The organism is Haloferax chudinovii (genome assembly GCF_042663345.1).
GTDB lineage: Archaea > Halobacteriota > Halobacteria > Halobacteriales > Haloferacaceae > Haloferax > Haloferax chudinovii.
Map to the genome: position 1 here is coordinate 459,849 of NZ_JBHTAB010000001.1, position 19,901 is coordinate 479,749.

Consider the following 19,901-nt stretch of genomic DNA (forward strand, 5'->3'; position numbering starts at 1 on the left):
ACGCCTCGGCCGTCAACTGGGTGGAGTCGCTTTCCGAGACGCAGTTCGCGTACCTGCTTTTGACGCCCGCGCTCGTCCTCTTGGGGGTAATCGCCGTCTATCCGCTGGTCTCGACGTTCAGCATGTCGCTGTTCGCCGACCAGTTGACGGGAAGCGCGCGGCTCGGCGAGTTCGTCGGACTGCAGAACTACGTGGACCTGTTCACCGGTGCGCGCAACTACGCGCTCCCGTCGCAGTTCCTCCCGACGTTCTCCTCGGAGTTCCCCTTCGTCACGAACATCTACGCCAGCGCGCTCACGGTGACGCTCATCTTCACCGTCTTCAGCGTGCTGTTCGAAACGCTCATCGGCTTCGGTCAGGCGCTCATCTTAGACCAGGACTTCCGCGGGCGGCGGTGGGTCCGGGTCGCCATCATCATCCCGTGGGCCGTCCCCATCGTCATTCAGGGGATGATTTGGTACCTGATGTTCCAACCGAACATCGGCTTCCTCGTCGGGACGAGCCAGAATCCGGCGCTGTTGAACCAACTCGGTCTCATCGGCACGACGCCGCTTCGGAACACCGCCGACGCGCTGTTCCTCATCATCGTGGCCGACGTGTGGAAGACCTCGGCGTTCATGGCGCTTCTCATCCTCGCGGGGATGCAGAGCATCGACCGGTCGCTGTACGACGTGGCGAAGGTCGCCGGCGCGTCGCGCTGGCAACAGTTCAAGCTCATCACCTTCCCGCTCATCCTGCCGACGGTGCTCGTGGCGATGCTGTTCCGCACCATCGACGCGATGCGCGTCTACGGCATCATCCAGACGATGGCCGGCTGTCAGACGGTCCCGTCGTTGTCGTGTCTCGTCGTCACGACGTTCAACACGCCGCTGTACGGGACGTCTGCGACCGTGGCGTTCGTCACCGCCGGCATCATCGCCGTCGTGGTCTCGGTGTACATCGTGAACTTCGCCAGCGAGGGTCTCTGAGATGTCTAACGAAACTCCGGGAGCCGGCATCGGCTCCGACGACGAGATGGAACGCGGGCCGCTCGGCCGCTGGGTCGACTCGGCCATCAAGAACCCCGACAGGGTCTACCGCGCGATGTTCTACGTCGCGATGCTGTTCTTCCTCGTCACGACGCTGTTCCCGTTCTACTGGCTTCTCGTGCTCGCGCTCACGCCGAACAACCTCATCGCCAACATGGGGCTCGTGCCGAAGGGGTTCAACCCCGAGGTGTTCATCGCGATGTTCGAGCGGGTGCCGTTCCACCTGTACATGTTCAACAGCTTCGTGCTGGGCATCACGACCACCGTGCTCGTGTTGCTCATCGCCAGCCTCGCGGGGTACGTCTTCGGCCGCCTCCGCTTCCCCGGCAAGGGCGTGTTGATGCTCGGCATCCTCGCTATCAGCTACTTCCCGCCGGCGGCGTTCCTCATCCCGCTTTTCGAGCTGTTCACCGGGAACACGGCGATTAGCATCGGGATGGTGACGATATCGACGCCGGACCTGTTCAACACGCCGGCACCGATGGTGTTCCCGTTCAGCGCGCTGTTCCTCCCGCTGTCGATATTCATCCTCACGACCTTCTACGGGCAGATTCCCGACGGGTTGGAGGACGCGGCGCGGGTGGAGGGAACGACCCGGCTGGGCGCGCTGTTCCGCGTCATCGTGCCGCTTTCGGCACCCGGCGTGGCGACCGCGGGCGTCCTCACGTTCATCAGCGTCTACAACGAGTTCTTCTTCTCGTTCCTGATGAACAACGGCGAGGCCGATTCGTGGGCACCTATCGTCGCGGGTATCCTGAAGTATCAGGGGCAGTTCGACACCCCGTACAACCTGATGGCCGCCGCCTCCATCGTGGGGGTCTTACCCGTGGCTATTCTTGTCATTATCGCGCAGGAGCGCATCGTGAGTGGACTGACCGCAGGAGCGCTGAAGGAGTAATCATGGGAGACGTAACACTCGAACACGTAAGCAAGTACTACGACGACGTAACGGCGGTCGACGACATGAACCTCGACATCGACGACGGAGAATTCATCTGTCTCGTCGGTCCGTCGGGATGCGGTAAGTCGACGACCATGGAGATGATAGCGGGCCTCACCATCCCCTCGGAGGGGAAGGTGTTCATCGGCGACCGCGAGGTGACGAACCTCCCGCCGAAGGACCGCGGGGTAGCGATGGTGTTCCAGAACATCGCGCTGTTCCCCCACATGGACGTCTACGATAACATCTCCTTCGGGCTCCGCCTCCGCAACTACGACAAGGAGGAAATCGAGCGCCGCGTCGAGCGCGCCGCCGAAATCGTCCAGCTACAGGGGATGCTCGAACGCATGCCCGACGAGATGTCCGGCGGCCAGCGCCAGCGCGTCGCCATCGCCCGCGCCATCGTCCGCAACCCCGGCGTCTTCCTGATGGACGAGCCGCTCGCGAACCTCGACGCGAAGCTCCGGGTCCACATGCGGACCGAACTCCAGCGCCTGCACAAGGAACTGGACACGACCATCATCTACGTCACCCACGACCAGGCGGAGGCGATGACGATGTCCGACCGCATCGCGGTCATCGATTCCGGTCAGCTCCAGCAGATAGACCCGCCGCTGGTCTGTTACAACGAGCCGTCTAACCTGTTCGTCGCGGGCTTCATCGGCTCGCCGTCGATGAACTTCCTCGACGGCGAGGTCACCGAAAACGGGTTCGTCTCGACCAATATCGACGTGGAGTTCGACCCCGCTGACCTCGGTGTCGAGCCGGGGACGGACATCACGATGGGCATCCGCCCCGAAGACGTGTACCTCGTCGGCGACGAGGCGCTCGTGTCGAACCCCAGCCGCCGCATCGAGGCCGTCACGGACGTGCTCGAACCGATGGGCGACGAGATATTCGTCTACCTGAAGCTCTCGGAGACGACCGAGACGAACCTCGAAGACACGAGCGGCGTCGCCAACGACCAACTGCTGATGAGCGTCGCCCCCGACACCGACGTCGAGGAAGACGAGGACGTGACCGTCGTGCTCGACCGCTCGCGCGTCCACCTCTTCGACACGGAGACGGGCGAGGCCGTCAGCCACGGCATCGAGACGCCCGTCCAGACGAGCGGCGCGCCCGGCACGGAAGCCGAGAGCGACGACTGACGCTCGGCCCGGCACGGAAGCCGAGAGCGACGACTGACGCTCGGCCCGGCACGGAAGCGGCGACGGTCGCACCGCGCACCGCCCGCGCCGGTCGGGCTCGCCGCCGGCCCGCCCGCGGCTCGCACAGCCCGCACAACGCTCACCGAACCCACCCCACAGCACACACTCACACCCATGGTCAACGAACTCGGCCTGTTCTACCTCGGCGGGATGACCGTCCTGTTTTTCTTCTGGGCCTACGGTATCGTCTCGTTCCTGCTCGATCTGAAGAACAAGTTCATCCCGAAGGGCAAGCAGTACCTCCGCGGGCGACGCCGGCTCAAGGAAGAACAGCGCCGCGAGGAAGAACGCAAGGAGCGAGAAGAACAGCTCTACTGAGTTGGTTTCGACCCGTGTTCCCCGCCGCACTCGGTTTCGACGCGCGCCGCGCGCCACACCGAGAACGCGCCTTGAACGGCGTCTCGCGGTCGGTCCCGCCAATTCAGCCCAAAGAACGTGAAACTTAACACCACCTGTAGTTAATCATTGAATCATGAGTACGGAATCATCGGTCCGAGTCGGCATCGTCGGACTCGGAAACATCGGACACCACCACGCAGACCGCCTCGCCGACCTCGGTGCGACCCTCGTCGGCGGCCTCGACATTCAGGCGGACGCCCGTCGCGGCTTCGCGGAGAAGTACGACGTGAACACCTACGAGGAAAAGACGGCGCTGTTCGAGAAGGTCGACGCGGTCGTCATCACCACACCGAACCGCTTCCACGAAGAGTACGCCGTCGCCGCGCTCGACGCGGGCCTCGACGTCCTGCTCGAAAAGCCGCTCGCGCACTCGCTGGAATCCGCCGAGCGAATCGCCGCGGCGGCCGCGGCGGCCGACGGCTTCTGCATGGTCGGCTTCAACAACCGCTTTGCCAACCCGGTCGAGGTCATCCGCCACCACTACGAGGAGGGCCGCTTCGGCGACGTCACCCACGTCGAGGCCAACTACGTCCGCCGCCGCGGCATCCCCGGCCGCGGGTCGTGGTTCACCTCCAAGGAGGTCGCGGGCGGCGGCTCGCTCATCGACATCGGCGTCCACGCCATCGACCTCGCGCTCTACTTCCTCGACTTCCCCGAGGTCGTCGAGGTCTCCGGCGTCACCCGCTCGGAGTTCGGCGACCGCGACGACTACACCTTCGTCGAGATGTGGGGCGAGGACGTGGGCCCGGAGGCCTTCGACGTGGACGACTCCGCGAGCGCCTTCATCCGCACCGACGAGGGGACGACTATCTCCCTCGAAGTCGCGTGGGCGACGAACCGCCCGACCAACGACGAGTTCTTCCTCCGCGGCACGGAGGGCGGCGTGCGCTTCGACCGCGCGAGCCACGACCTCCAGTTCTACGAGGACGGCGTCGGCGGCGGCAACCACCTCTCGACGACGGACGTGGAGACCCAGGACAACGACACCCACAAGACCGAACAGGAGGCGTTCCTCGCGGCCGTCGCCGAGGGCGAACACCCCGGCCGCAACACGGTCGAACAGGGCCTCGCCGTCCAGCGCGTCATCGACGCCATCTACCGCTCGTCGGAGACGGGCGAGGCGGTCCGACTCGACGCGGCCGAGACCGAGACGCCCCCGGCGAACTGACCACCGCGAACGCGAACTACTCACAACCCCACGCCTCACACCATGTCCGTCATCGACTCACTCACGCGCCCGGAACACACCGGCGAGAACCGCTGTCTGCCGTGTACCGCCGTCAACGTCGCCGCGGTCGTCGTCGTCGGTCTCGCGGTCAGCGTGCTCTCGCCGGTCGCCGGCCTCGTCGTCCTCGTCGGCGGCGCGCTCTCAGTGTACCTCCGGGGCTACGTCGTCCCCGGCACGCCCTCGTTCGCGCCGCAGTTGGTCGCGGCCGTCGGCCTCGCCGGCGTCTTCGACCACGGCGACGAGGGGTCGGCTCCCGACCGGCGCTCGGAATCGCTCGACGCCGACGTCGACCCCGACGCGATGCTGTCGGCGCTCCTGAACGCCGGCGTTCTCGTCGAAGAGGCAGACGGGCTGTTTCTCACTGACGACGCCCGCGAGGAGTGGGAGTCGACGATGGCGACGCTTCGGAAGACCACCGACGAGGAACTCGCCGAGGCGGTCGCCAACGCGGTCCCGTTCGACGCGACCGTCGACGCCGAGTTCGGCGGTATCTCGCTCGACGGTCCGTCGATGTCCGTGTGGATTTCCCGGTCGCAGGCCATCGCGGACGTGGCGACGCTCTACACGGTCGTCGAGCGCGGGGTCGACCCGACGGTCGCGCTCGCGGCCACGGAGCCGATGCGGATGTTCGTCGAGGTCTGCCCGGACTGCGGCGGCCCCGTCGAGGAGACGACGACCCGCAACTGCTGTGGCGGCACTGCGGGGCTGTACGACTCGCCGGAACACGAGGTGCTCGGCTGTGCGGACTGCGGCGCGGTCGTCTACGAGTTCCCCGACGAGTAGCCGTCGCTGGCCGGGACTGCGAGCGGAAAAGATACGAGCGAAAACTGACGACGCGGTTTCAGACGATTTCGTCGCGGTTCGGAACCTCGTCGCGGCCGAGCAGAATCTCCTGTCCTTCCACGTCTTCGAGCGCGGCGACCAGTCCGCCGACCTCGACGACGCCCTCCTCGGTCTCGATGTGGAGCGACGCGACCTCTTCTGTGTCCTCGAAGGCCGTCTCGATGACGCGCCCCTCGACCACGATGGGGTCGCCCGTCTCGATGTCGCGGCCGGAGACGGAGGCGTAGAAGTCGCCGTCTATCTCGCGGATGTCCTTGACTGCCCGGCGGATAGAGGCGTAGCGGCGGGGGAACGGCCGGCGCTTGCCGTTTGCGACGATGGTTTCGGCGGTGGTCCAGAGGACGGTGCCGAAGAAGCCGCTGACGAGGAAGCCGAGCGCGGAGCGGTTGAAGATAACGCCGTAGCGGTCGCGGTCGTCGCGGAGGGCGTCCTGCGTCGCGTAGATGGAGTACTCGCCGTCGGCGACCGCGAGGACGGGCGAGGTGATGCCGCGGCGGGCGCGGGCGATGGTCGCCACGTCGAGGTAGTTGAACTCGTCGGGGTCGGGCGCGCGGGAGGCGGGCGTGACGAGCAGGTCGATGCTGACGCCGCTGTCGATGGCCGCCGCGAGGTCGTCGCGGAACCGGCGGAGCAGGTCGGGCGTCAACGAGAGCACGAGTTCGTACTCCGCGGCCTCGACGATCTCCTCGATGTAGCGGAGGATGGTCGACCGCGACTTGACGAGCGAGACGGCCTCGGTGTCGCGGGCGGGGGCGGTGTAGCGCGCCTCCAGTTCCTCGATGAGTTCCTCCAGCGAGGTCTTGACGTTCGCGAAGGCGTCGTCGGGGTCGACGGCGACGATTTTCATCGGGCGCGACTCGCGGAGTTCGACGAGGCCGCGGTCCGACAGGCTCCGGACCGTGTCGTACACCCGCGGCTGGGGGATGCTGGTTCGGTCGGCGATTTCGCTCGCCGTCAACTGTCCGTGTTCGAGGACGGCCAGATACGCGTCTATCTCGTACTCGCCGAGGTTGAAGCGCTCACCGACTCGCTCCATGGTGAGCCGCAGTTCGTCAGCCATGGTCGTGTCGTGTACGGCATCACCTAAATCATTTACTAAAATCCGAGTAGCACGAAATTTCGAAAATAAGTGGCATAGCTGATAGCAGGTCGTCGGTCGACCGTCGCGGGACTGCGGGCGGGTCGGCGCTCACATGTACATCCGGTCTTCCGGGAAGTCGGCCTCGCTGTCGCGGAGGCGCTCGGCGAGTTCGGCGTAGTACTGCTGGACCTCGGCCGCAAAGGACTCCAGCGGCGAGGAGTCGACGCCGAGGTCGTACACGTCGTCGGCGGCGTCGACGAGTCTGATGGCCGCCTCCACGTCGGGGACCTGCGCGTGGACGGGCGTGACGTAGACGCCGACGCCGAGGGGCGACCCGATGCCGCGCTCGACGAGCGCCGCGTTGGTGCCGTCGAAGAACCCCCGGCCCATCGGCGGGATGTCGGTGTCGGCGAGCCGCGCCTCGCGGTAGTCGTCGGTGGCGATGTAGAACACGCGGTGTTCGTCCGGGCCGTGGGCCATCGGAATCCCCGAGAGCACGGCGAGTTCCTCGACGCGGTTGCGCTCGGTCCACTCCAGAATGGCGTTTCCGAACTGGGTGCCGTGGACCGCCGGGACGAACAGCTCGCCGACGAGCACGGTCACGTCGAGGTCGTCGCGGGAGAACAGCCGCGTGTGATGTCGGGGTCGACCGTCCTCGAAGGGCGTCACCGTCGGGAGGCCCTCGACGGTGAGGTGGCCGGTCTGTTCGAGGTCGAGGTGGTCGACGATGAAGTCGACGGCGGTCAGTCCGGCGAGTCCGAACGACGAAAAGCCGCAGAGGAGCGCTCGGCTGGGCGGCGTCTCGTGGGTGATGCGGAAGTCGGGACGGGCGGTCGTCGCGTCGGTCATACCGATACTGCGACGCCCCGACACTTAGCCGTTCACCGCGACCGAACCCCCGGAGTAACAACCCTTTTTTCGCCGCTCCCCGTTGCGAGTTCCATGCACGGAGCCGAGGGGGTTGCCGACGCGTCGGCCGCGGTCGGCGGGGGACCGACTGCGGGGAGCCACGTCGCGGTCGCCCCGCTCCAGTCGACGGCAATCGAGCCGCCGGCGTTCGTGCCGGACTACTTCCTGTTTCCGGGGTGGCGCATCGTCGTCGCCCTCGTCATCGTCGCCCTGTCGGTCGGGCTCTCGAAGTACATCGTCCGCCTGCTCGGCCGGCCGGTCGCCCGACAGTTCCGCCGCCAGAGCGTCGCCCAGACAGTTCTCCGAATCGTCCGGCTCACTATCGTCCTCCTCGGCGTCGGTCTCGGGGCGAACGTCCTCGGTCTCGAACTCGGCGACATCGTCCTCTCGGTGACGGTGTTTTCGGCGGTGCTCGGTATCGTTCTCGCGCCCATCGTCGGGAGCATCATCAACGGGGTGTTCGTCCTCTCGGACCAGCCGTTCGAAATCGGCGACATGATCGAACTCGACGACGGCACGAAGGGCTTCATCGACGAGATAACCCTGAGCTACACGAAGATATTCACCCTCGACAACACCTTTCTGGTGATGTCGAACTCGAACATCCGCGACCGCGACGTCATCAACTACTCCGCGGAGGACGAGCGGACCCGCCTGTCGCTCGACGTGCTCGTCACCTACGAGTCCGACATCGACGCCGCCCGCGACCTCGTCGAGCGCGCCGCCCGCGACTGCGACGCGGTGGTCGAAGGCGGTCCGGACATCCGCATCGGGAGCGCGCGCTACCCGGCGAAGCCGACCGCCTACATCAACTCCTACGCCGACAACGGCGTCCTCCTGCGCCTCCGCTACTGGGCGCTGAAACCGTACAAAATCGGCCGCATCCAGTCGGAGGTCCAGACGCGGCTCTGGACGCTCGTCGAGGAGTCCGAGGCGACCGTCGAGTTCGCCTACCCGCACACCCACCTGGTCTTCGACGAGACCAGCGGGAGCCTCCACGTCACCGGCGACGAGGCCGCGAACCGGCGTCACGCCACCGCGTCGCCGGCCCCGGGAGCGCCCGTCCAGTCGGTCTCTGACGGCGAGGGCGCTGAAGCCCCGGTCGATGCGACCGACACGACCGCTCCAACCGCCCCGGCCGACACGACCGACGCGACCGACTCGACGGATACCCCGAGCTCGACGGACGCGGAACCAACAGACAACGATTCGACAGACGCCACCGGCGGCGACTGACCGGGAAGCGACCGAGACAGTCGGCACTGGGGCGGCGTCGAAAGCGGAGCAACGAACCCGACCTCGAGCGTCGCCGGCTCAGCCGTCCGCGCGGACGGTGATGACCGTGCAGTCGAGCTTTTCGCGGAGGAACACGTCGATGTCGGGGTCGTCGAGGAACCGCCGGAGCATCCGCCGCCAGCGGCTCGCCTGTTTCGACCCGATGACGACGATGTCGGCCTCCTCGGCGGCGACCTCTTCGAGAATCGTCTCCTCGACGAGAAAGCCCCGGCGGACGACGTAGCGCGCGCGGACGAGCGGGCCGAACTCGGCTTCGACCGCCCGCTTGAGTTCGGTCCGCGTCACGCCGCGGTTCGACTGGTAGAGGTCGACGTGGAGGACCGTCAGTTCGGCGTCGCGCTCTCTCGCGACGCGGACGGCCTCGTCGAGCGTCGCCCGAGAGTGCTTCGAGAGGGGATACCGAACCGGGACCACGACCCGTGTCATACTCCGAAGCCACTCGCCGGGCGTGCGTGAACCTTTCCCTCTCGGACGGGTTCGCCGGCGGCCGCGTCTCGGTGTCGCCCCCGCTCCGCGCTCAGTCGTCGGCGCGGGTGGCCGACCGGCGCTCGATGCGCCCCTCGACGGCGGCGTCGAAGCCGACCTCGCGGGCGTACCGCGCCAGCGCGTCGTGTTGAATCTCGAACTCGCCGACGCGGTGGGCCTGCGTGATAGCCGGGAACTCCTGCGTGCTGTGGAGCAGGTAGTCGCTCGTGGCGATGGTGTAGCTCGCCGCCGGGTCGACTGGTTCACCGCCGACGAACGCCTCGACGACCTCGTCGCGGTCGTCGTCCCAGACGATGCGCGCGCCGCTGACGTGGGCGTGCCACCAGTCGGGTTCGCCGAAGCCCATCTCGGCCCCGCGGGCGGCTCCGAACGCCGCCAGGAGCTCCGTGCCGGTCACCTCGGCGACGACGAGGTGCTCCTCGAAGGGGACGAGGCTCACGAGGTCGGCGTGGGTCACGTCGGGACCGACGGGTGGGCCGGAGCGGATGCCGCCGCTGTTCTGGAGTCCCACGTCCGCGCCGGTCGCCCAGCGGTAGGCGTCGGCGATGGCGTTTCCGACGCGGCACTCGCCGGCCGCGACGGTCTCCTCGGCGCGGTCCATCGGGCGGTCGATGCGGCAGAGCACCTCGTCGAGGCCGGCGGCGTCGACGCGGCCCTCCAGCGCCGCGACGAGTTCCGCGTCGGGTCGGTACTCGGCGGTCCGGTGGCGGACCGTCTCGATTCTGTCGGCGGCGACGCGGACTTCCCAGACGACGTGGCCGTTCGCGCCGGGGCGGACGACTGGCACGCCGTCGACCGCGTCGTCGCGCTCGGCGTGGACGTGACCGCCGAGGACGAGGTCAACGTCGCACCGCGCGACGAGTTCGTCGTCGCCGCTCCCGAGGTGCGAGAGCGCGACGACGAGGTCCGCGCCGTCGGCTCTGAGCGCGTCGGCGGCGTCCGACGCGGCCGCGTAAGGGTCGGCGAAGTCGAGGTCGGTCGCCTCGGGGTTGATAGAGCCGGTCGCGGGGTCGGTGACGCCGAAGAACCCGAGCGTCAGGCTGTCTATCTCGCGGGTCGTCCGCGAGACGCTCCCCTCGGCGGCGGCGAACCGGCCGCCGCCCTCGCCGTAGACGTTGCTCGTGACCCACGTCGGCCGGCTCGCGGCGACGAGTTCGCGGGTCCGGCTCGGCCCGTAGTCGAAGTCGTGGTTACCGAACGTTTCGAGGTCGGCGTCCACGGCGTCGTAGAAGTCGAGCGCCTGCCCGCCGCGCTCGACGAGCGAGAGGACGCCCGGCGCGGTGTTGTCGCCGGTGCCGACCACGAGGGTGTCGTCGCCGTCGAGGGCGCGGACACAGCCCGCGAGGCGGCCGGCGCGCTCGGTGTCGTCGAAGACGTTCTCGATGTCGGAGTAGTGGAGGAGCCGAGGCATTCGCTTCTCGAATGTGGCGGCGCGGGCGGATAAGAAGCCGTCGGGACGACCCGCGCCGTCAGCGCGGACCGACCCGGATGAGACCGAAACGAAACGGTTGCCGCGGTTACTCGCCGTCTTCTCCTTCGAGTTCGAACGCGACTTCGACCTCGGCTTGGTACTCTCGTGTCTCGACGGACGCGAGTTCGACGCCGAGTTCCTTTACTTCGACCCAGTGGACGCCCGCGAGCGTCTCCTCCGCGCGGTTAATCGCGTCGTCGACAGCGGCGTCGAAACTCTCTGCACTCCGACCGACGAGGGTGATTTTCTTGTAAACCATCTCGTCGGACCCTTCGTCGTACTATCACAAATAATCGTCCCTGATTCGGCGGCGGGACGGTCGGGTGGTCAGGTGGTCGGGGCGGACGAGTCGGACGGAGCGACCCCCGGTGCGTCGTCTCGGGACTCAGTCGTCGGCCCGATACGGGCGCGCGGTCTCGGCCCGCGCCGCGACGAGCGTCCGCCCCCACGCCACGGCCGAGGGGTCGTCGCTCACGACCAGCGCCTCGGGTCCGCCCATGTGGTCGTAGACGGCGAGCGTGACCGAGGCCGTCGTCGGGCGGTTCATCACCACGACGCCGAACCCCGGTTCGTCGTCGACCGCGGACACGCGGACGCCCGCGTCGACCATCGCGTCGAGGTCGTCGGGATAGCGGTTCGAGAGCCAGTCGAGCGACTCCGCGGAGAGCACGAGCGTGGCGCTGTCCCCGAGCCGCACGAGCTGGTCGCTCCTCTCGGGCCAGAGACTGAACAGAAACGGGCCGTTGAAGCCGGTGACCTCCGTCACCTCGCCGAGGTCGAAATCGAGCGAGACCCGCCGTTCCATCGACGTGAGGTCGCCCGTACTGACGACCGCGTCGCGGAACAGCGAGGGCGGCGGGGCGACCGACTCGGGGAGGCGGTCGAGCACCGGTCCCGCGTCAATCACGTTCGCCATGGTCCGGAGCGCCTCGTTGTGCGTCTCCAGCGCGACGCGTCCCGCCGTCGTGGCGACGAACCCGCCGTCCGACCGTTCGACCAGACCGAGGTCGACGAGCCGCTCGACGCCGCGGTCGACGGTGGACCGAGAGACAGAGAGCGTGCGGACCAGTTCGGCTTTCGATAGCGACTCCGACGAGAGCGCCTGGAGAATCTGACTGCGGCGACCGACCGCCTCGAACGCGTCGGCGGCGTCCTCGTCGTCTTCGTCTCCGTCGCCGACCCAACTCGACATCGATGTGAACGTCTCAGTCCGTGTACAAATGTATATCGGGACTCGGCGAGATTCGGCCACGGTCGGCTGATTGGGTCGTCGTCGTGTTCGCTCCTGTCGTGTGTCAGCGGGCTTCTCTTTCGAGCCGGCGCTCCAACGCGCCGACCACGTCGGAGAGGTGTGCGGTGCCCCAGATGGCGACGATGACGCCGCCGACGGCGTCGAACACGAGGTCGAGGAGCGTGTCGTCGAGGCCGTACTGCGTCAGCACCGACCCGGTGCCGGCGAGCGCGGCGGCTCCGGAGATAGAGAACTCGATGACCTCCCAGAAGACGCCGAACGCGATGACGAAAAGCAGGATGAAGACGAACATGAACCGCGGCGGCAGGTAGATGTCCGCCGTGTGCTCGTCGACCGCGCGGACGGTCGCGTAGCCGGCCGCCGCGACGACCGACGACGACAGCGCGTGGGTGAGGTGGTCCCACCACCAGACGCCCGAGTAGAAGCTCGTCTCCGACCCCGGGAGACCGACCGTGCCGAGCGCGTGGAGAAACGCCGCGGAGGAGATCCAGAGCGTCAGCCCGGTGTCCATCGGGATGCGGTAGTCGCGTTCGAGTATCGCCGGGAGGTAGGTCACGCCGAGACCGACGAGGGCGTTGACGACGATACCGAGGTTCCCGCGGTCGAGGCCGATGAAGACGAGGCCGACGAGGACCACCTGCATCGCCCGCGAGAGCTGGGACTGCCGCCGCTCGTCGATGCGGAGGTACGAGCGAATCCTCACGGCGACTCACCGCCTTCCGACGCGCGGGAGTTCCCGTCCGTCTCCGCCGCTTCCGACAGCTCGGCGAGCTCTGCTACCTCCTCCGGGAGCCGCTCGCGCGAGTCGGCCCGGCGGCGGAAGTAGTACTCGAACAGCAACCCGGCGACGAGGCCGGCGACGGTGGCGGCGACGAAGTCCCACATCAGCCCCGCTTCGACGACGTGCTCGGGCCGCCCGTTCAACAGTAGGCGCGTCCCGAGGTAGAGGTCCGAGAGCCACTGGACGACCGCCCAGACGCCCGCGGCGGCCATCGTGGCGATGACGACGAAGAAGACGGCGAAGGAGTGGTTCATCCGAACCGGCGTGAACACGTCGAGTTCGACGGCGACGATGAGCGCGATGGCGGCCACCGCGAGGTACGTCGAGACGCGCCCGGTGAACGTCACGCCGCCGATGGTCTGACCCCGAACGAGGACGCGGGCGACGAGCGGGAGCGAGGCGAGCGCGACGACCTCCCACGGAAGCATCGCTCGCGGCTCGCGGAAGGCGATAGCCGGAACGACGGTGACCGCGGCGACGACGGCCGCGAACCCGCCCCAAACGAGGTCGCCGCCGGTGACGACGCTCCCGACGGCGACGGCGACGAGGAAGCCGACGAACAGCCACGCGAGCGCCGCGTTGAGCCGTCTGCTCCGGACGAATCGCGCCAACTCCGTCTCTGCGGCCTGCGACATGCTCGTCCGTTAGCGACGGGCTGAGAAAACGTTTGGGCGAAGACGCCCCGTTTCGATTACGTGTTCGTGCCGTGAACGACCTCGTAGTCGTTCCCACCACCGTTCGACACGCCGATGATTGCCCACTCGTATGGAAGGTCGATACCGCGAAGCCGCTCTCGAAGCGCGCTGATGTGGTCGTCCCACGTCACGAAACAGCGGAACCGATACGGTGTCTCGGTTCCGCCGTCTGCGAGCACCGGACGGCATTCGGTCGCTTCGCGCGAACTCAGTGCGGTCACGTGGACCGTACGCCACTTGCGTTCGGCCAGCATATCGGGTCCGTCGCCCGAGACGGAGTAGCCGAGCCGGCCGAATATCGACCGAGCCTCCTGAACAGGAGGCATCGAAGCCTGGGCCATGCACGTCTACGTACACCCGCACTCCTGATAAAGATTGCCACGGTATGACATACCACTAGATGACGAACGGTCGCGCCGGCCGCTCGACTACTCGTGAGCGGCGTCCCACTCCTCGGGTTTGCGGACGTTCCCGCAGTTGGTGCACTCGATGCGGGCCATCGTGTCCATCGCGGTGTCGAACGAGTCGCAGTTCCCGCAGAGGTAGCCCCATCGGTTCTCGGCGTCCTCGGTCGAATAGACGACGTAGAACGGTCCCTTCGAGCCGCGTTCGGCCTCGTCGGTGGCGACGAAGACGGTCTTCCCGCTCGATACGGTCTGGGTCTGGAGTTCGGCCATGCCACCGATTCGCTCGCGGGTGGCTTAAGAAATTGGTCCCTACGTCCGGAACGACTCGCCGCACCCGCAACTGCTCTCGGCGTTCGGGTTGTCGACGTGGAAGCCCGCGCCCTGCAGGCCGCCCTCGAACTCGAGGGTCGACCCGCCGATGTAGTTCATGCTCGCGGGGTCGACGAACACGCGGAGGCCGTGCTGTTCGACGACCGTGTCGTCGTCTTCGGGTTCATTGTCGAAGCGCATCCCGTAGGACAGCCCGGCGCACCCGCCCTGCTGGACGAACAGCCGGAGTCCGGCCACGTCGGTGTCCATCGACTCCCCTTCGAGGAGGGAGACGGCCTCGTCCGCGGCCGCGGGCGTGACCGTGACCGCCACATCGCCGCCGCCACTCGCGGATTCCGTGCTCATACGTCCCACTATACTGTGGGAACGGATAACTGTGGCGCAGGCGGAACCTCGCGCGCCGCCCCGGTAGGGTGCGACTCCGGGGAAAACACGGACAGAAACGGCTCGAACCGGTCGCTTCGCCCTACTCGTCGAACCGCTCGCGAACGCTCTGGGCGTGCGCGTCGAGCCCCTCCGCCTCGGCGAGCGTCGTAATCGTCTCCGAAAGCTCCGACAGCCCCTCGCGGTCGAGGCGCTGGACCGTCGTCGAGCGGACGAAGTGGTCCACGGAGAGCCCGCCCTGTCGCTTCGCGCCGCCGCCGGTCGGGAGGACGTGGTTCGTCCCGGAGGCGTAGTCGCCGGCCGCGACGGGCGTGTACGGGCCGAGGAAGACGCTCCCCGCGGAGTCGATGCGGTCCAACAGCGCCTCGTCGTCGTCGGCCTGAATCGTCAGGTGCTCGGCGGCGTACTCCTCGGCGAACAGCACCGCCTCGGACATCGACCGCGCGAGGAGGACGCCCGACGCGTCGCCTTCGAGCGCGGCCTCGATGGTCTCGGCTCGCTCGCGCTCGCCCGCCTGTCGCTCGACCTCCGCGACGACGTCCGCGGCGAGGGCGGCGTCGTCGGTGACGGCGACGACCGACGCGTTGGGGTCGTGTTCGGCCTGCGCGACGAGGTCGGCGGCGACGAACCGCGCGTCGGCCGTCTCGTCGGCCACGACGAGCACCTCGGAGGGGCCGGCGAGGAAGTCGATGTCCACGTCGCCGCGGACCTCGGCCTTCGCCGCGGTGACCCACTTGTTGCCCGGCCCGACGACCTTCTGGACGGCCTTCACCGTCTCCGTGCCGTAGGCGAGCGCGGCGATACCCTGCGCGCCGCCGACCGAGTAGACCGCGTCCGCGCCCGCGACGTGCATCGCGGCGAGCGTGACGGGGTTTATCGGCTCCGCCGGCGGCGTGGCGACCGCGACGTGTTCGACGCCCGCGACCTTCGCGGGGATGACGCCCATCAGGACGCTCGACGGGTAGGCGGCGGTGCCGCCGGGGGCGTAGACGCCCACCCGGTCGAGCGGCCGGTAGCGACGCCCGAGTTCGCGGGTGCCGTCGTCGCCGAACTCCTCGCGCCAGTCCGCAGGGACCTGCTTTTCGTGGAACTCGCGGACGTTCGCCGCGGCGGCCTCGATGGCCTCGCGCACGTCGTCGTCGATTTCGTCGTAGGCGCGCTCGGCGGCGTCGGTCACGTCGATGTTGCCGACTTGGACGCCGTCGAACTCGTTTGAGAACTCACGGACCGCCACGTCGCCCTCGCGGCGGACGCGCTCGACGATGTCGCGCACGTCGGAACGGACCTCCCCGACCCCGGCGTCCCGCTCGAAGAAGGCGCGGCGGGCGTCGGTGCCGAGGTCGGCCAGTTCGCGAACCTCGATGTTCATACCCCGGCTTTGCGGCCGGCGCGAAAAGTCGTTGCGGAACCGGTGGGGCGGTGACGGCGGCCGTCCGACCGCCGCGGGCGGTCGCCGAGTCGGACCCGACGGTGACTCGGCGTTCGGCCGCCCCCGCCCGGTCACCCGAGGAGCGTCGAGTACAGGAGCCAGCCGTTCAGACCCACGATAACGGCGATAACGACGCCGAGGACGCCGGTCGTGGTCGCCCGGTTGCGGAAGTTCCCCATCAGCGACGCCTCGTGGGTGAACCAGAGGAGCGGAATCAGGACGAACGGGAGCTCGAAGCTCAGCGCGACCTGCGAGGCGACGAGCACCGACGTGGGGTCGAAGCCCGCGGCGACGATGAGGAGACTCGGCACGAGCGTGACCGACCGCCGGAGCCAGACGTTGATGTTGAGGTCCAGAAAGCCGTCCATGACGGTCTGACCGGCCATCGTCGCCACGAGCGACGACGAGAGCCCGGCGGCGATGAGCGCGATGCCGAACGCGAGGCTCGCGTTCGCCCCGAAGACGCCGCTGAGAGTGACGTACGCCTCTTCGAGCGTCTCGATGCCCGTCCCCTGAAGCGCGGCGGCGGCGACGATGAGCATCGCGGCGTTCACGAACATCGCGCCGAAGAGCGCGACGACGGTGTCGAGGCGCTCCAGCTGGAAGTGGCGGCGGTGGACGGCCTCGGTGTCGCCGTCGGATTGGATGAGCCGGTTACGGCGGTCCTGGACGATGTACGGGTGGAGGTAGACGCTGTGCGGCATCACGGTCGCGCCGAGGATGCCGATGGCGACGTACAGCGCCGAGGCGTTCGGCACGGTCGGGACGAGGCCGGACGCGACGGTCGAAGCGGTCGGTCTCGCCAGCGCCATCTCGAAGACGAACGCGAGCGCGATGACGCCGACGAGCGACATGATGGTGAGTTCGACCCAGCGGAACCCCCGCTTGTGGGCGGTCCGAACGCCGAGCAGGGCGAACGAGCTCACCGCCGCGAGGACGGCCCCGGCCCACAGCGGTAGCGAGAAGACGAGGCTGAAGCCGATTGCGGCCCCGATGATTTCGGCCATGTCGGTGGCGACCATCGCCAGCTCCGCGGCGGCCCACAGGACCACGACGACGGGTCTCGAGAACCGCTCCCGGCAGAGTTGTGCCACGCCTTTTCCGGTGGCGATGCCGAGCTTGGCGGCGAGCACCTGAATCCCCATCGCCATGACGCTGGCGAGGACGATGACCCACAGCAGGGCGGGGCCGAACTTCGCGCCGCCCGAGATGTTAGTCGCCCAGTTACCGGGGTCCATGTAGGCGACGCTGATGATGAACCCGGGTCCGAGATACGAGAGAAGCTCGCGAAGCGAGGTGCGCATCGCTTACCACCACCCCGATTGTTCACACATGCAAACGTCTGAATTGTCCATGTCTAAATAATAGTTTCACCTACTCAGTAAAACTGCTGTCGATTGTTTCACACGCGAACCAGAGCCACGCCGTCAGTCGGGCGTGCGACGACGGCCCAGCGGTGACCGGAAAGAACCGTACGCGACCGGAACAAGAAACCGGGGAATACCGGTGCTCACCTCTCTCCGTGGCTGACGCGACCTACGCCACGTGGCGCTGTTCGGTGTACGTCAGCGTCCGGTCGTCGGTCTCGATGGTCGTCTGGACCGTAATCCAGCCGTCGGCCTGCCGGACTGCGAACGCCTCCGAGTACGACAGTTTGACGCGCTTTGTCGTCGTGTACGACTCGCCGGCCGCGAGGTCGCCGACCGCTTGGGACCCGCGCCACACCTCGTCGTCCGGGTCGGTGCCGTTGCCGACGAAGATGCGACTGTAGACGGTGACGCCGGAACTGCCGGCGTCCTGCTGGTTCGTTATCGTGCTCGTCACGTCGCGGCAGGTCCGCCCGCACTTCTCGATGTCGTCGACGGCGACGGCGAACGGCGGCACCGATTCCGTCGCGGCCGCGTCGCCGCCGCTGTCGGTGCGACCGGTGTCGTTGCCGCCGGTATCGTTGCCGCCGGTGTCGATGTTGTCGCTCCCACCGCTGTCACCGCTGTCATCATTGGGCGGCGCGGTCGTCCGCGTCGGGAACGCTCCGTCGGAGTCGTCGTCGGAGGTGGTGTCAGCGAACGGTCCGACTCCGGTCACGAACGCGGCCGAGAGACCGACCGTGAGGAGGACCAGAACTGTGGCGGCGACGAGGAGTGTGCGTCTCATAACTGAATGGGGAGTTCGTTTTGGACGGCTGTCGTTCAGCGCAGTTGCCGGCTACCGGCGGCTCGCACTTAGTTACGCACCCGAAACGTCGTTAGCGCGGTCGCTCAGCGAGTCCCCAAGCGACCCGTCGAGGGCTCCGCTCAGGAAATCGCTAACGGGGTCGTGAAACGTGGACACCGCGGCGGGCGTTTTGCGTCGATTTCGCGGAGTTTCGACGCGGCTCACACCGAATTGCCCCGGCCGGAGCCGTTACTGGTTCAACGCTTCGCGCATGGCGGCGAAGCCGGCTTCGGGGTCCACGTCCGCGCCCTGCGCCTCCAGCGCCTCCCCGAGGGCGGTCAGGAGGAACGAGACGTTCTCCGGCCGCGCCGAGTGGCCCATACAGCCGACGCGGAAGATGTCGCCCGCGAGCGCGCCGAGGCCGCCCGCGATTTCGAGGTCGTAGTGGTCGAGGACGTAGTCGATTGCCGCGCCCGCGTCGACGCCCTCGGGGACGAGCACCGCGTTGAGGCTGGGGAGCCAGTAGCCGTCTTCGGGGTTGAGACCGAGGCCCATCGCCTCGACGCCGGCTTTCAGCGCGCCCGCGACCCGGCGGTGGCGCGCCCACCGCTCCTCGATACCCTCTTCGGCGACCAGTCGGAGCGCCTCGCGGATGGCGTAGACGTTGGTGATGGGCGCGGTGTGGTGATACGAGCGGTCGTCGCCCCAGTAGCCCTCCAACAGCGACAGGTCGAGGTACCACGAGCGGGTCGGCTCCTCCCGCGAGAGCACCTTGTCCATCGCGCGGTCGTTGAGCGTCAGCGGGCTCGCGCCCGGCGGGCACGACAGGCACTTCTGCGGGCCGGAGTAGGCCACGTCGATGCCCCAGTCGTCGACTTCGAGTTCGACCCCGCCGAGCGAGGTGACGGTGTCGGCGACGACGAGCGCGTCGTGGTCGTGGGCGATGCTCGTCAGTTCGGGGACGCTCGGCTGTCGCACGCCCGTCGAGGTTTCGGCGTGGACGAACCCGAACACGTCCGGCTGATACTCGTCGAAGGCGTCCTGTACGTCCGCGGGGTCGAGCGGCTCGCCCCACGGCGCGTCCACGTGGACGACCTCGCCGCCGGCGCGCTCGGCCATCGACTCCATGCGCCCGCCGAAGTAGCCGTTCGTCGGGACGAGCATGGTGTCACCCGGTTCGACGAGGTTGCCGATGGCGGCCTCCATCGACGCCGAGCCGGTCCCCGAGACCGGAATCGTCCACTTGTTGTCGGTGCGGAACGTGTAGCGCATGAGCTCCTGCACCTCGTTCATGATGTCGATAAACGACGGGTCGAGGTGACCGACCAGCGGCGTGGACATCGCGCGGAGCACGCGCGGGTGAACGTCGCTCGGGCCGGGGCCCATCAGCGTGCGATTCGGCGGGGTGAGTTCGCCGACATCGGGTGCATCGGACATGGTCTGACTTGACGTGCCACGCAAACCGGCAAAAACGATGTGATTGCGGAACGTCGCGAGACGGATACCGCCCCGACCCGTGGGGGTCCGGCCGGCCGACAGCGCCGACGCGCTCACGCACCTCGACCGCGCCGACGCGGCCG

22 protein-coding genes are annotated in these 19,901 nt (G+C 67.8%); 7 read left to right on the forward strand and 15 right to left on the reverse strand.

Going from position 1 to position 19,901, the window contains the following annotated elements; translation table 11 throughout:
• The first annotated feature begins 20 nt into the window (after window positions 1-20).
• The 6 genes from ACFQI8_RS02330 (at window position 21) to ACFQI8_RS02355 (ending at window position 5,586) form a co-directional block, all read left to right on the forward strand.
• Complete coding sequence (locus ACFQI8_RS02330; protein ID WP_390242969.1) at window positions 21-968, forward strand: carbohydrate ABC transporter permease; 948 nt, start codon at window positions 21-23, stop codon at window positions 966-968.
• A gap of 1 nt (window position 969) precedes the next feature.
• Window positions 970-1,926 carry a carbohydrate ABC transporter permease gene (locus ACFQI8_RS02335; protein WP_390242583.1) on the forward strand — a complete coding sequence of 319 codons (957 nt, stop codon included), beginning with the start codon at window positions 970-972 and terminating at the stop codon, window positions 1,924-1,926.
• A gap of 2 nt (window positions 1,927-1,928) precedes the next feature.
• Window positions 1,929-3,116 carry an ABC transporter ATP-binding protein gene (locus ACFQI8_RS02340; protein WP_390242584.1) on the forward strand — a complete coding sequence of 396 codons (1,188 nt, stop codon included), beginning with the start codon at window positions 1,929-1,931 and terminating at the stop codon, window positions 3,114-3,116.
• 174 nt (window positions 3,117-3,290) lie between these two features.
• The gene (locus ACFQI8_RS02345; protein ID WP_004969437.1) at window positions 3,291-3,494 is read left to right on the forward strand and encodes a DUF8005 family protein; all 204 of its coding nucleotides are present in this window, start codon (window positions 3,291-3,293) and stop codon (window positions 3,492-3,494) included.
• A 154-nt stretch (window positions 3,495-3,648) separates the two neighbouring features.
• Entirely contained in the window at window positions 3,649-4,743 is a 1,095-nt protein-coding gene (locus tag ACFQI8_RS02350; RefSeq protein WP_390242586.1) for a Gfo/Idh/MocA family protein, read from the forward strand.
• Between the two features lie 42 nt (window positions 4,744-4,785).
• Window positions 4,786-5,586 (forward strand): DUF8054 domain-containing protein, encoded by an 801-nt coding sequence (locus ACFQI8_RS02355; protein WP_390242587.1) that lies wholly within the window; start codon window positions 4,786-4,788, stop codon window positions 5,584-5,586.
• A gap of 58 nt (window positions 5,587-5,644) precedes the next feature.
• On the opposite strand, the gene trmB is transcribed toward ACFQI8_RS02355, so the two are convergent.
• Window positions 5,645-6,706 (reverse strand): HTH-type sugar sensing transcriptional regulator TrmB, encoded by a 1,062-nt coding sequence (gene trmB, locus ACFQI8_RS02360; RefSeq protein WP_390242589.1) that lies wholly within the window; start codon window positions 6,704-6,706, stop codon window positions 5,645-5,647.
• A gap of 129 nt (window positions 6,707-6,835) precedes the next feature.
• A complete protein-coding gene (locus ACFQI8_RS02365; protein ID WP_390242591.1) occupies window positions 6,836-7,576 on the reverse strand; it encodes a proteasome assembly chaperone family protein in 741 nt (246 codons plus the stop codon).
• 93 nt (window positions 7,577-7,669) lie between these two features.
• On the opposite strand from ACFQI8_RS02365, the gene ACFQI8_RS02370 reads away from it, so the two are divergent.
• Complete coding sequence (locus ACFQI8_RS02370) at window positions 7,670-8,872, forward strand: mechanosensitive ion channel family protein (protein WP_390242593.1); 1,203 nt, start codon at window positions 7,670-7,672, stop codon at window positions 8,870-8,872.
• Window positions 8,873-8,950: 78 nt separating this feature from the next.
• On the opposite strand, the gene ACFQI8_RS02375 is transcribed toward ACFQI8_RS02370, so the two are convergent.
• From ACFQI8_RS02375 to ACFQI8_RS02435, 13 genes are all read right to left on the reverse strand, one after another.
• A complete protein-coding gene (locus ACFQI8_RS02375) occupies window positions 8,951-9,358 on the reverse strand; it encodes a universal stress protein (protein ID WP_390242595.1) in 408 nt (135 codons plus the stop codon).
• Window positions 9,359-9,449: 91 nt separating this feature from the next.
• Window positions 9,450-10,829: a bifunctional metallophosphatase/5'-nucleotidase gene (locus tag ACFQI8_RS02380; protein ID WP_390242597.1), complete on the reverse strand. Its 1,380-nt coding sequence runs from the start codon at window positions 10,827-10,829 to the stop codon at window positions 9,450-9,452.
• 106 nt (window positions 10,830-10,935) lie between these two features.
• A complete protein-coding gene (locus ACFQI8_RS02385) occupies window positions 10,936-11,148 on the reverse strand; it encodes a dodecin (protein ID WP_390242599.1) in 213 nt (70 codons plus the stop codon).
• A 126-nt stretch (window positions 11,149-11,274) separates the two neighbouring features.
• On the reverse strand, window positions 11,275-12,081 hold the full coding sequence (locus ACFQI8_RS02390; protein WP_390242601.1) for a helix-turn-helix transcriptional regulator: 807 nt from the start codon (window positions 12,079-12,081) through the stop codon (window positions 11,275-11,277).
• A 103-nt stretch (window positions 12,082-12,184) separates the two neighbouring features.
• Entirely contained in the window at window positions 12,185-12,844 is a 660-nt protein-coding gene (locus tag ACFQI8_RS02395) for a DUF2238 domain-containing protein (RefSeq protein ID WP_390242603.1), read from the reverse strand.
• Window positions 12,841-13,557 (reverse strand): hypothetical protein, encoded by a 717-nt coding sequence (locus ACFQI8_RS02400; protein ID WP_390242605.1) that lies wholly within the window; start codon window positions 13,555-13,557, stop codon window positions 12,841-12,843. The genes ACFQI8_RS02395 and ACFQI8_RS02400 overlap by 4 nt, the downstream gene beginning before the upstream one ends.
• Window positions 13,558-13,613: 56 nt before the next feature.
• Window positions 13,614-13,958, reverse strand: a complete 345-nt coding sequence (locus ACFQI8_RS02405) for a DUF7116 family protein (RefSeq protein ID WP_013035460.1) — start codon at window positions 13,956-13,958, stop codon at window positions 13,614-13,616.
• Between the two features lie 87 nt (window positions 13,959-14,045).
• Window positions 14,046-14,294 (reverse strand): DUF5816 domain-containing protein, encoded by a 249-nt coding sequence (locus ACFQI8_RS02410; protein ID WP_390242607.1) that lies wholly within the window; start codon window positions 14,292-14,294, stop codon window positions 14,046-14,048.
• 39 nt (window positions 14,295-14,333) lie between these two features.
• Complete coding sequence (locus ACFQI8_RS02415) at window positions 14,334-14,699, reverse strand: HesB/IscA family protein (protein ID WP_390242609.1); 366 nt, start codon at window positions 14,697-14,699, stop codon at window positions 14,334-14,336.
• Between the two features lie 121 nt (window positions 14,700-14,820).
• The gene (gene hisD, locus ACFQI8_RS02420) at window positions 14,821-16,101 is read right to left on the reverse strand and encodes a histidinol dehydrogenase (RefSeq protein WP_390242970.1); all 1,281 of its coding nucleotides are present in this window, start codon (window positions 16,099-16,101) and stop codon (window positions 14,821-14,823) included.
• Window positions 16,102-16,238: 137 nt separating this feature from the next.
• Window positions 16,239-17,471 carry an Nramp family divalent metal transporter gene (locus ACFQI8_RS02425; RefSeq protein WP_390242611.1) on the reverse strand — a complete coding sequence of 411 codons (1,233 nt, stop codon included), beginning with the start codon at window positions 17,469-17,471 and terminating at the stop codon, window positions 16,239-16,241.
• A gap of 232 nt (window positions 17,472-17,703) precedes the next feature.
• On the reverse strand, window positions 17,704-18,321 hold the full coding sequence (locus tag ACFQI8_RS02430) for a hypothetical protein (RefSeq protein ID WP_390242613.1): 618 nt from the start codon (window positions 18,319-18,321) through the stop codon (window positions 17,704-17,706).
• A 249-nt stretch (window positions 18,322-18,570) separates the two neighbouring features.
• Window positions 18,571-19,707: a pyridoxal-phosphate-dependent aminotransferase family protein gene (locus tag ACFQI8_RS02435; RefSeq protein ID WP_390242971.1), complete on the reverse strand. Its 1,137-nt coding sequence runs from the start codon at window positions 19,705-19,707 to the stop codon at window positions 18,571-18,573.
• Between the last annotated feature and the right edge of the window lie 194 nt (window positions 19,708-19,901).

Excerpts from the sequence above, each read along its gene's own strand:
- ACFQI8_RS02415 (WP_390242609.1), bottom strand. The coding sequence starts at position 14,699 with ATGAGCACGGAATCCGCGAGTGGCGGCGGCGATGTGGCGGTCACGGTC.
- ACFQI8_RS02425 (WP_390242611.1), bottom strand. The coding sequence starts at position 17,471 with ATGCGCACCTCGCTTCGCGAGCTTCTCTCGTATCTCGGACCCGGGTTC.
- ACFQI8_RS02430 (WP_390242613.1), bottom strand. The coding sequence starts at position 18,321 with ATGAGACGCACACTCCTCGTCGCCGCCACAGTTCTGGTCCTCCTCACG.
- ACFQI8_RS02370 (WP_390242593.1), top strand. The coding sequence starts at position 7,670 with ATGCACGGAGCCGAGGGGGTTGCCGACGCGTCGGCCGCGGTCGGCGGG.
- ACFQI8_RS02400 (WP_390242605.1), bottom strand. The coding sequence starts at position 13,557 with ATGTCGCAGGCCGCAGAGACGGAGTTGGCGCGATTCGTCCGGAGCAGA.
- ACFQI8_RS02380 (WP_390242597.1), bottom strand. The coding sequence starts at position 10,829 with ATGCCTCGGCTCCTCCACTACTCCGACATCGAGAACGTCTTCGACGAC.
- ACFQI8_RS02390 (WP_390242601.1), bottom strand. The coding sequence starts at position 12,081 with ATGTCGAGTTGGGTCGGCGACGGAGACGAAGACGACGAGGACGCCGCC.
- ACFQI8_RS02405 (WP_013035460.1), bottom strand. The coding sequence starts at position 13,958 with ATGGCCCAGGCTTCGATGCCTCCTGTTCAGGAGGCTCGGTCGATATTC.
- trmB (WP_390242589.1), bottom strand. The coding sequence starts at position 6,706 with ATGGCTGACGAACTGCGGCTCACCATGGAGCGAGTCGGTGAGCGCTTC.
- ACFQI8_RS02355 (WP_390242587.1), top strand. The coding sequence starts at position 4,786 with ATGTCCGTCATCGACTCACTCACGCGCCCGGAACACACCGGCGAGAAC.
- ACFQI8_RS02350 (WP_390242586.1), top strand. The coding sequence starts at position 3,649 with ATGAGTACGGAATCATCGGTCCGAGTCGGCATCGTCGGACTCGGAAAC.
- ACFQI8_RS02365 (WP_390242591.1), bottom strand. The coding sequence starts at position 7,576 with ATGACCGACGCGACGACCGCCCGTCCCGACTTCCGCATCACCCACGAG.
- ACFQI8_RS02410 (WP_390242607.1), bottom strand. The coding sequence starts at position 14,294 with ATGGCCGAACTCCAGACCCAGACCGTATCGAGCGGGAAGACCGTCTTC.
- ACFQI8_RS02345 (WP_004969437.1), top strand. The coding sequence starts at position 3,291 with ATGGTCAACGAACTCGGCCTGTTCTACCTCGGCGGGATGACCGTCCTG.
- ACFQI8_RS02335 (WP_390242583.1), top strand. The coding sequence starts at position 970 with ATGTCTAACGAAACTCCGGGAGCCGGCATCGGCTCCGACGACGAGATG.
- ACFQI8_RS02385 (WP_390242599.1), bottom strand. The coding sequence starts at position 11,148 with ATGGTTTACAAGAAAATCACCCTCGTCGGTCGGAGTGCAGAGAGTTTC.
- ACFQI8_RS02375 (WP_390242595.1), bottom strand. The coding sequence starts at position 9,358 with ATGACACGGGTCGTGGTCCCGGTTCGGTATCCCCTCTCGAAGCACTCT.
- ACFQI8_RS02340 (WP_390242584.1), top strand. The coding sequence starts at position 1,929 with ATGGGAGACGTAACACTCGAACACGTAAGCAAGTACTACGACGACGTA.
- ACFQI8_RS02435 (WP_390242971.1), bottom strand. The coding sequence starts at position 19,707 with ATGGGCCCCGGCCCGAGCGACGTTCACCCGCGCGTGCTCCGCGCGATG.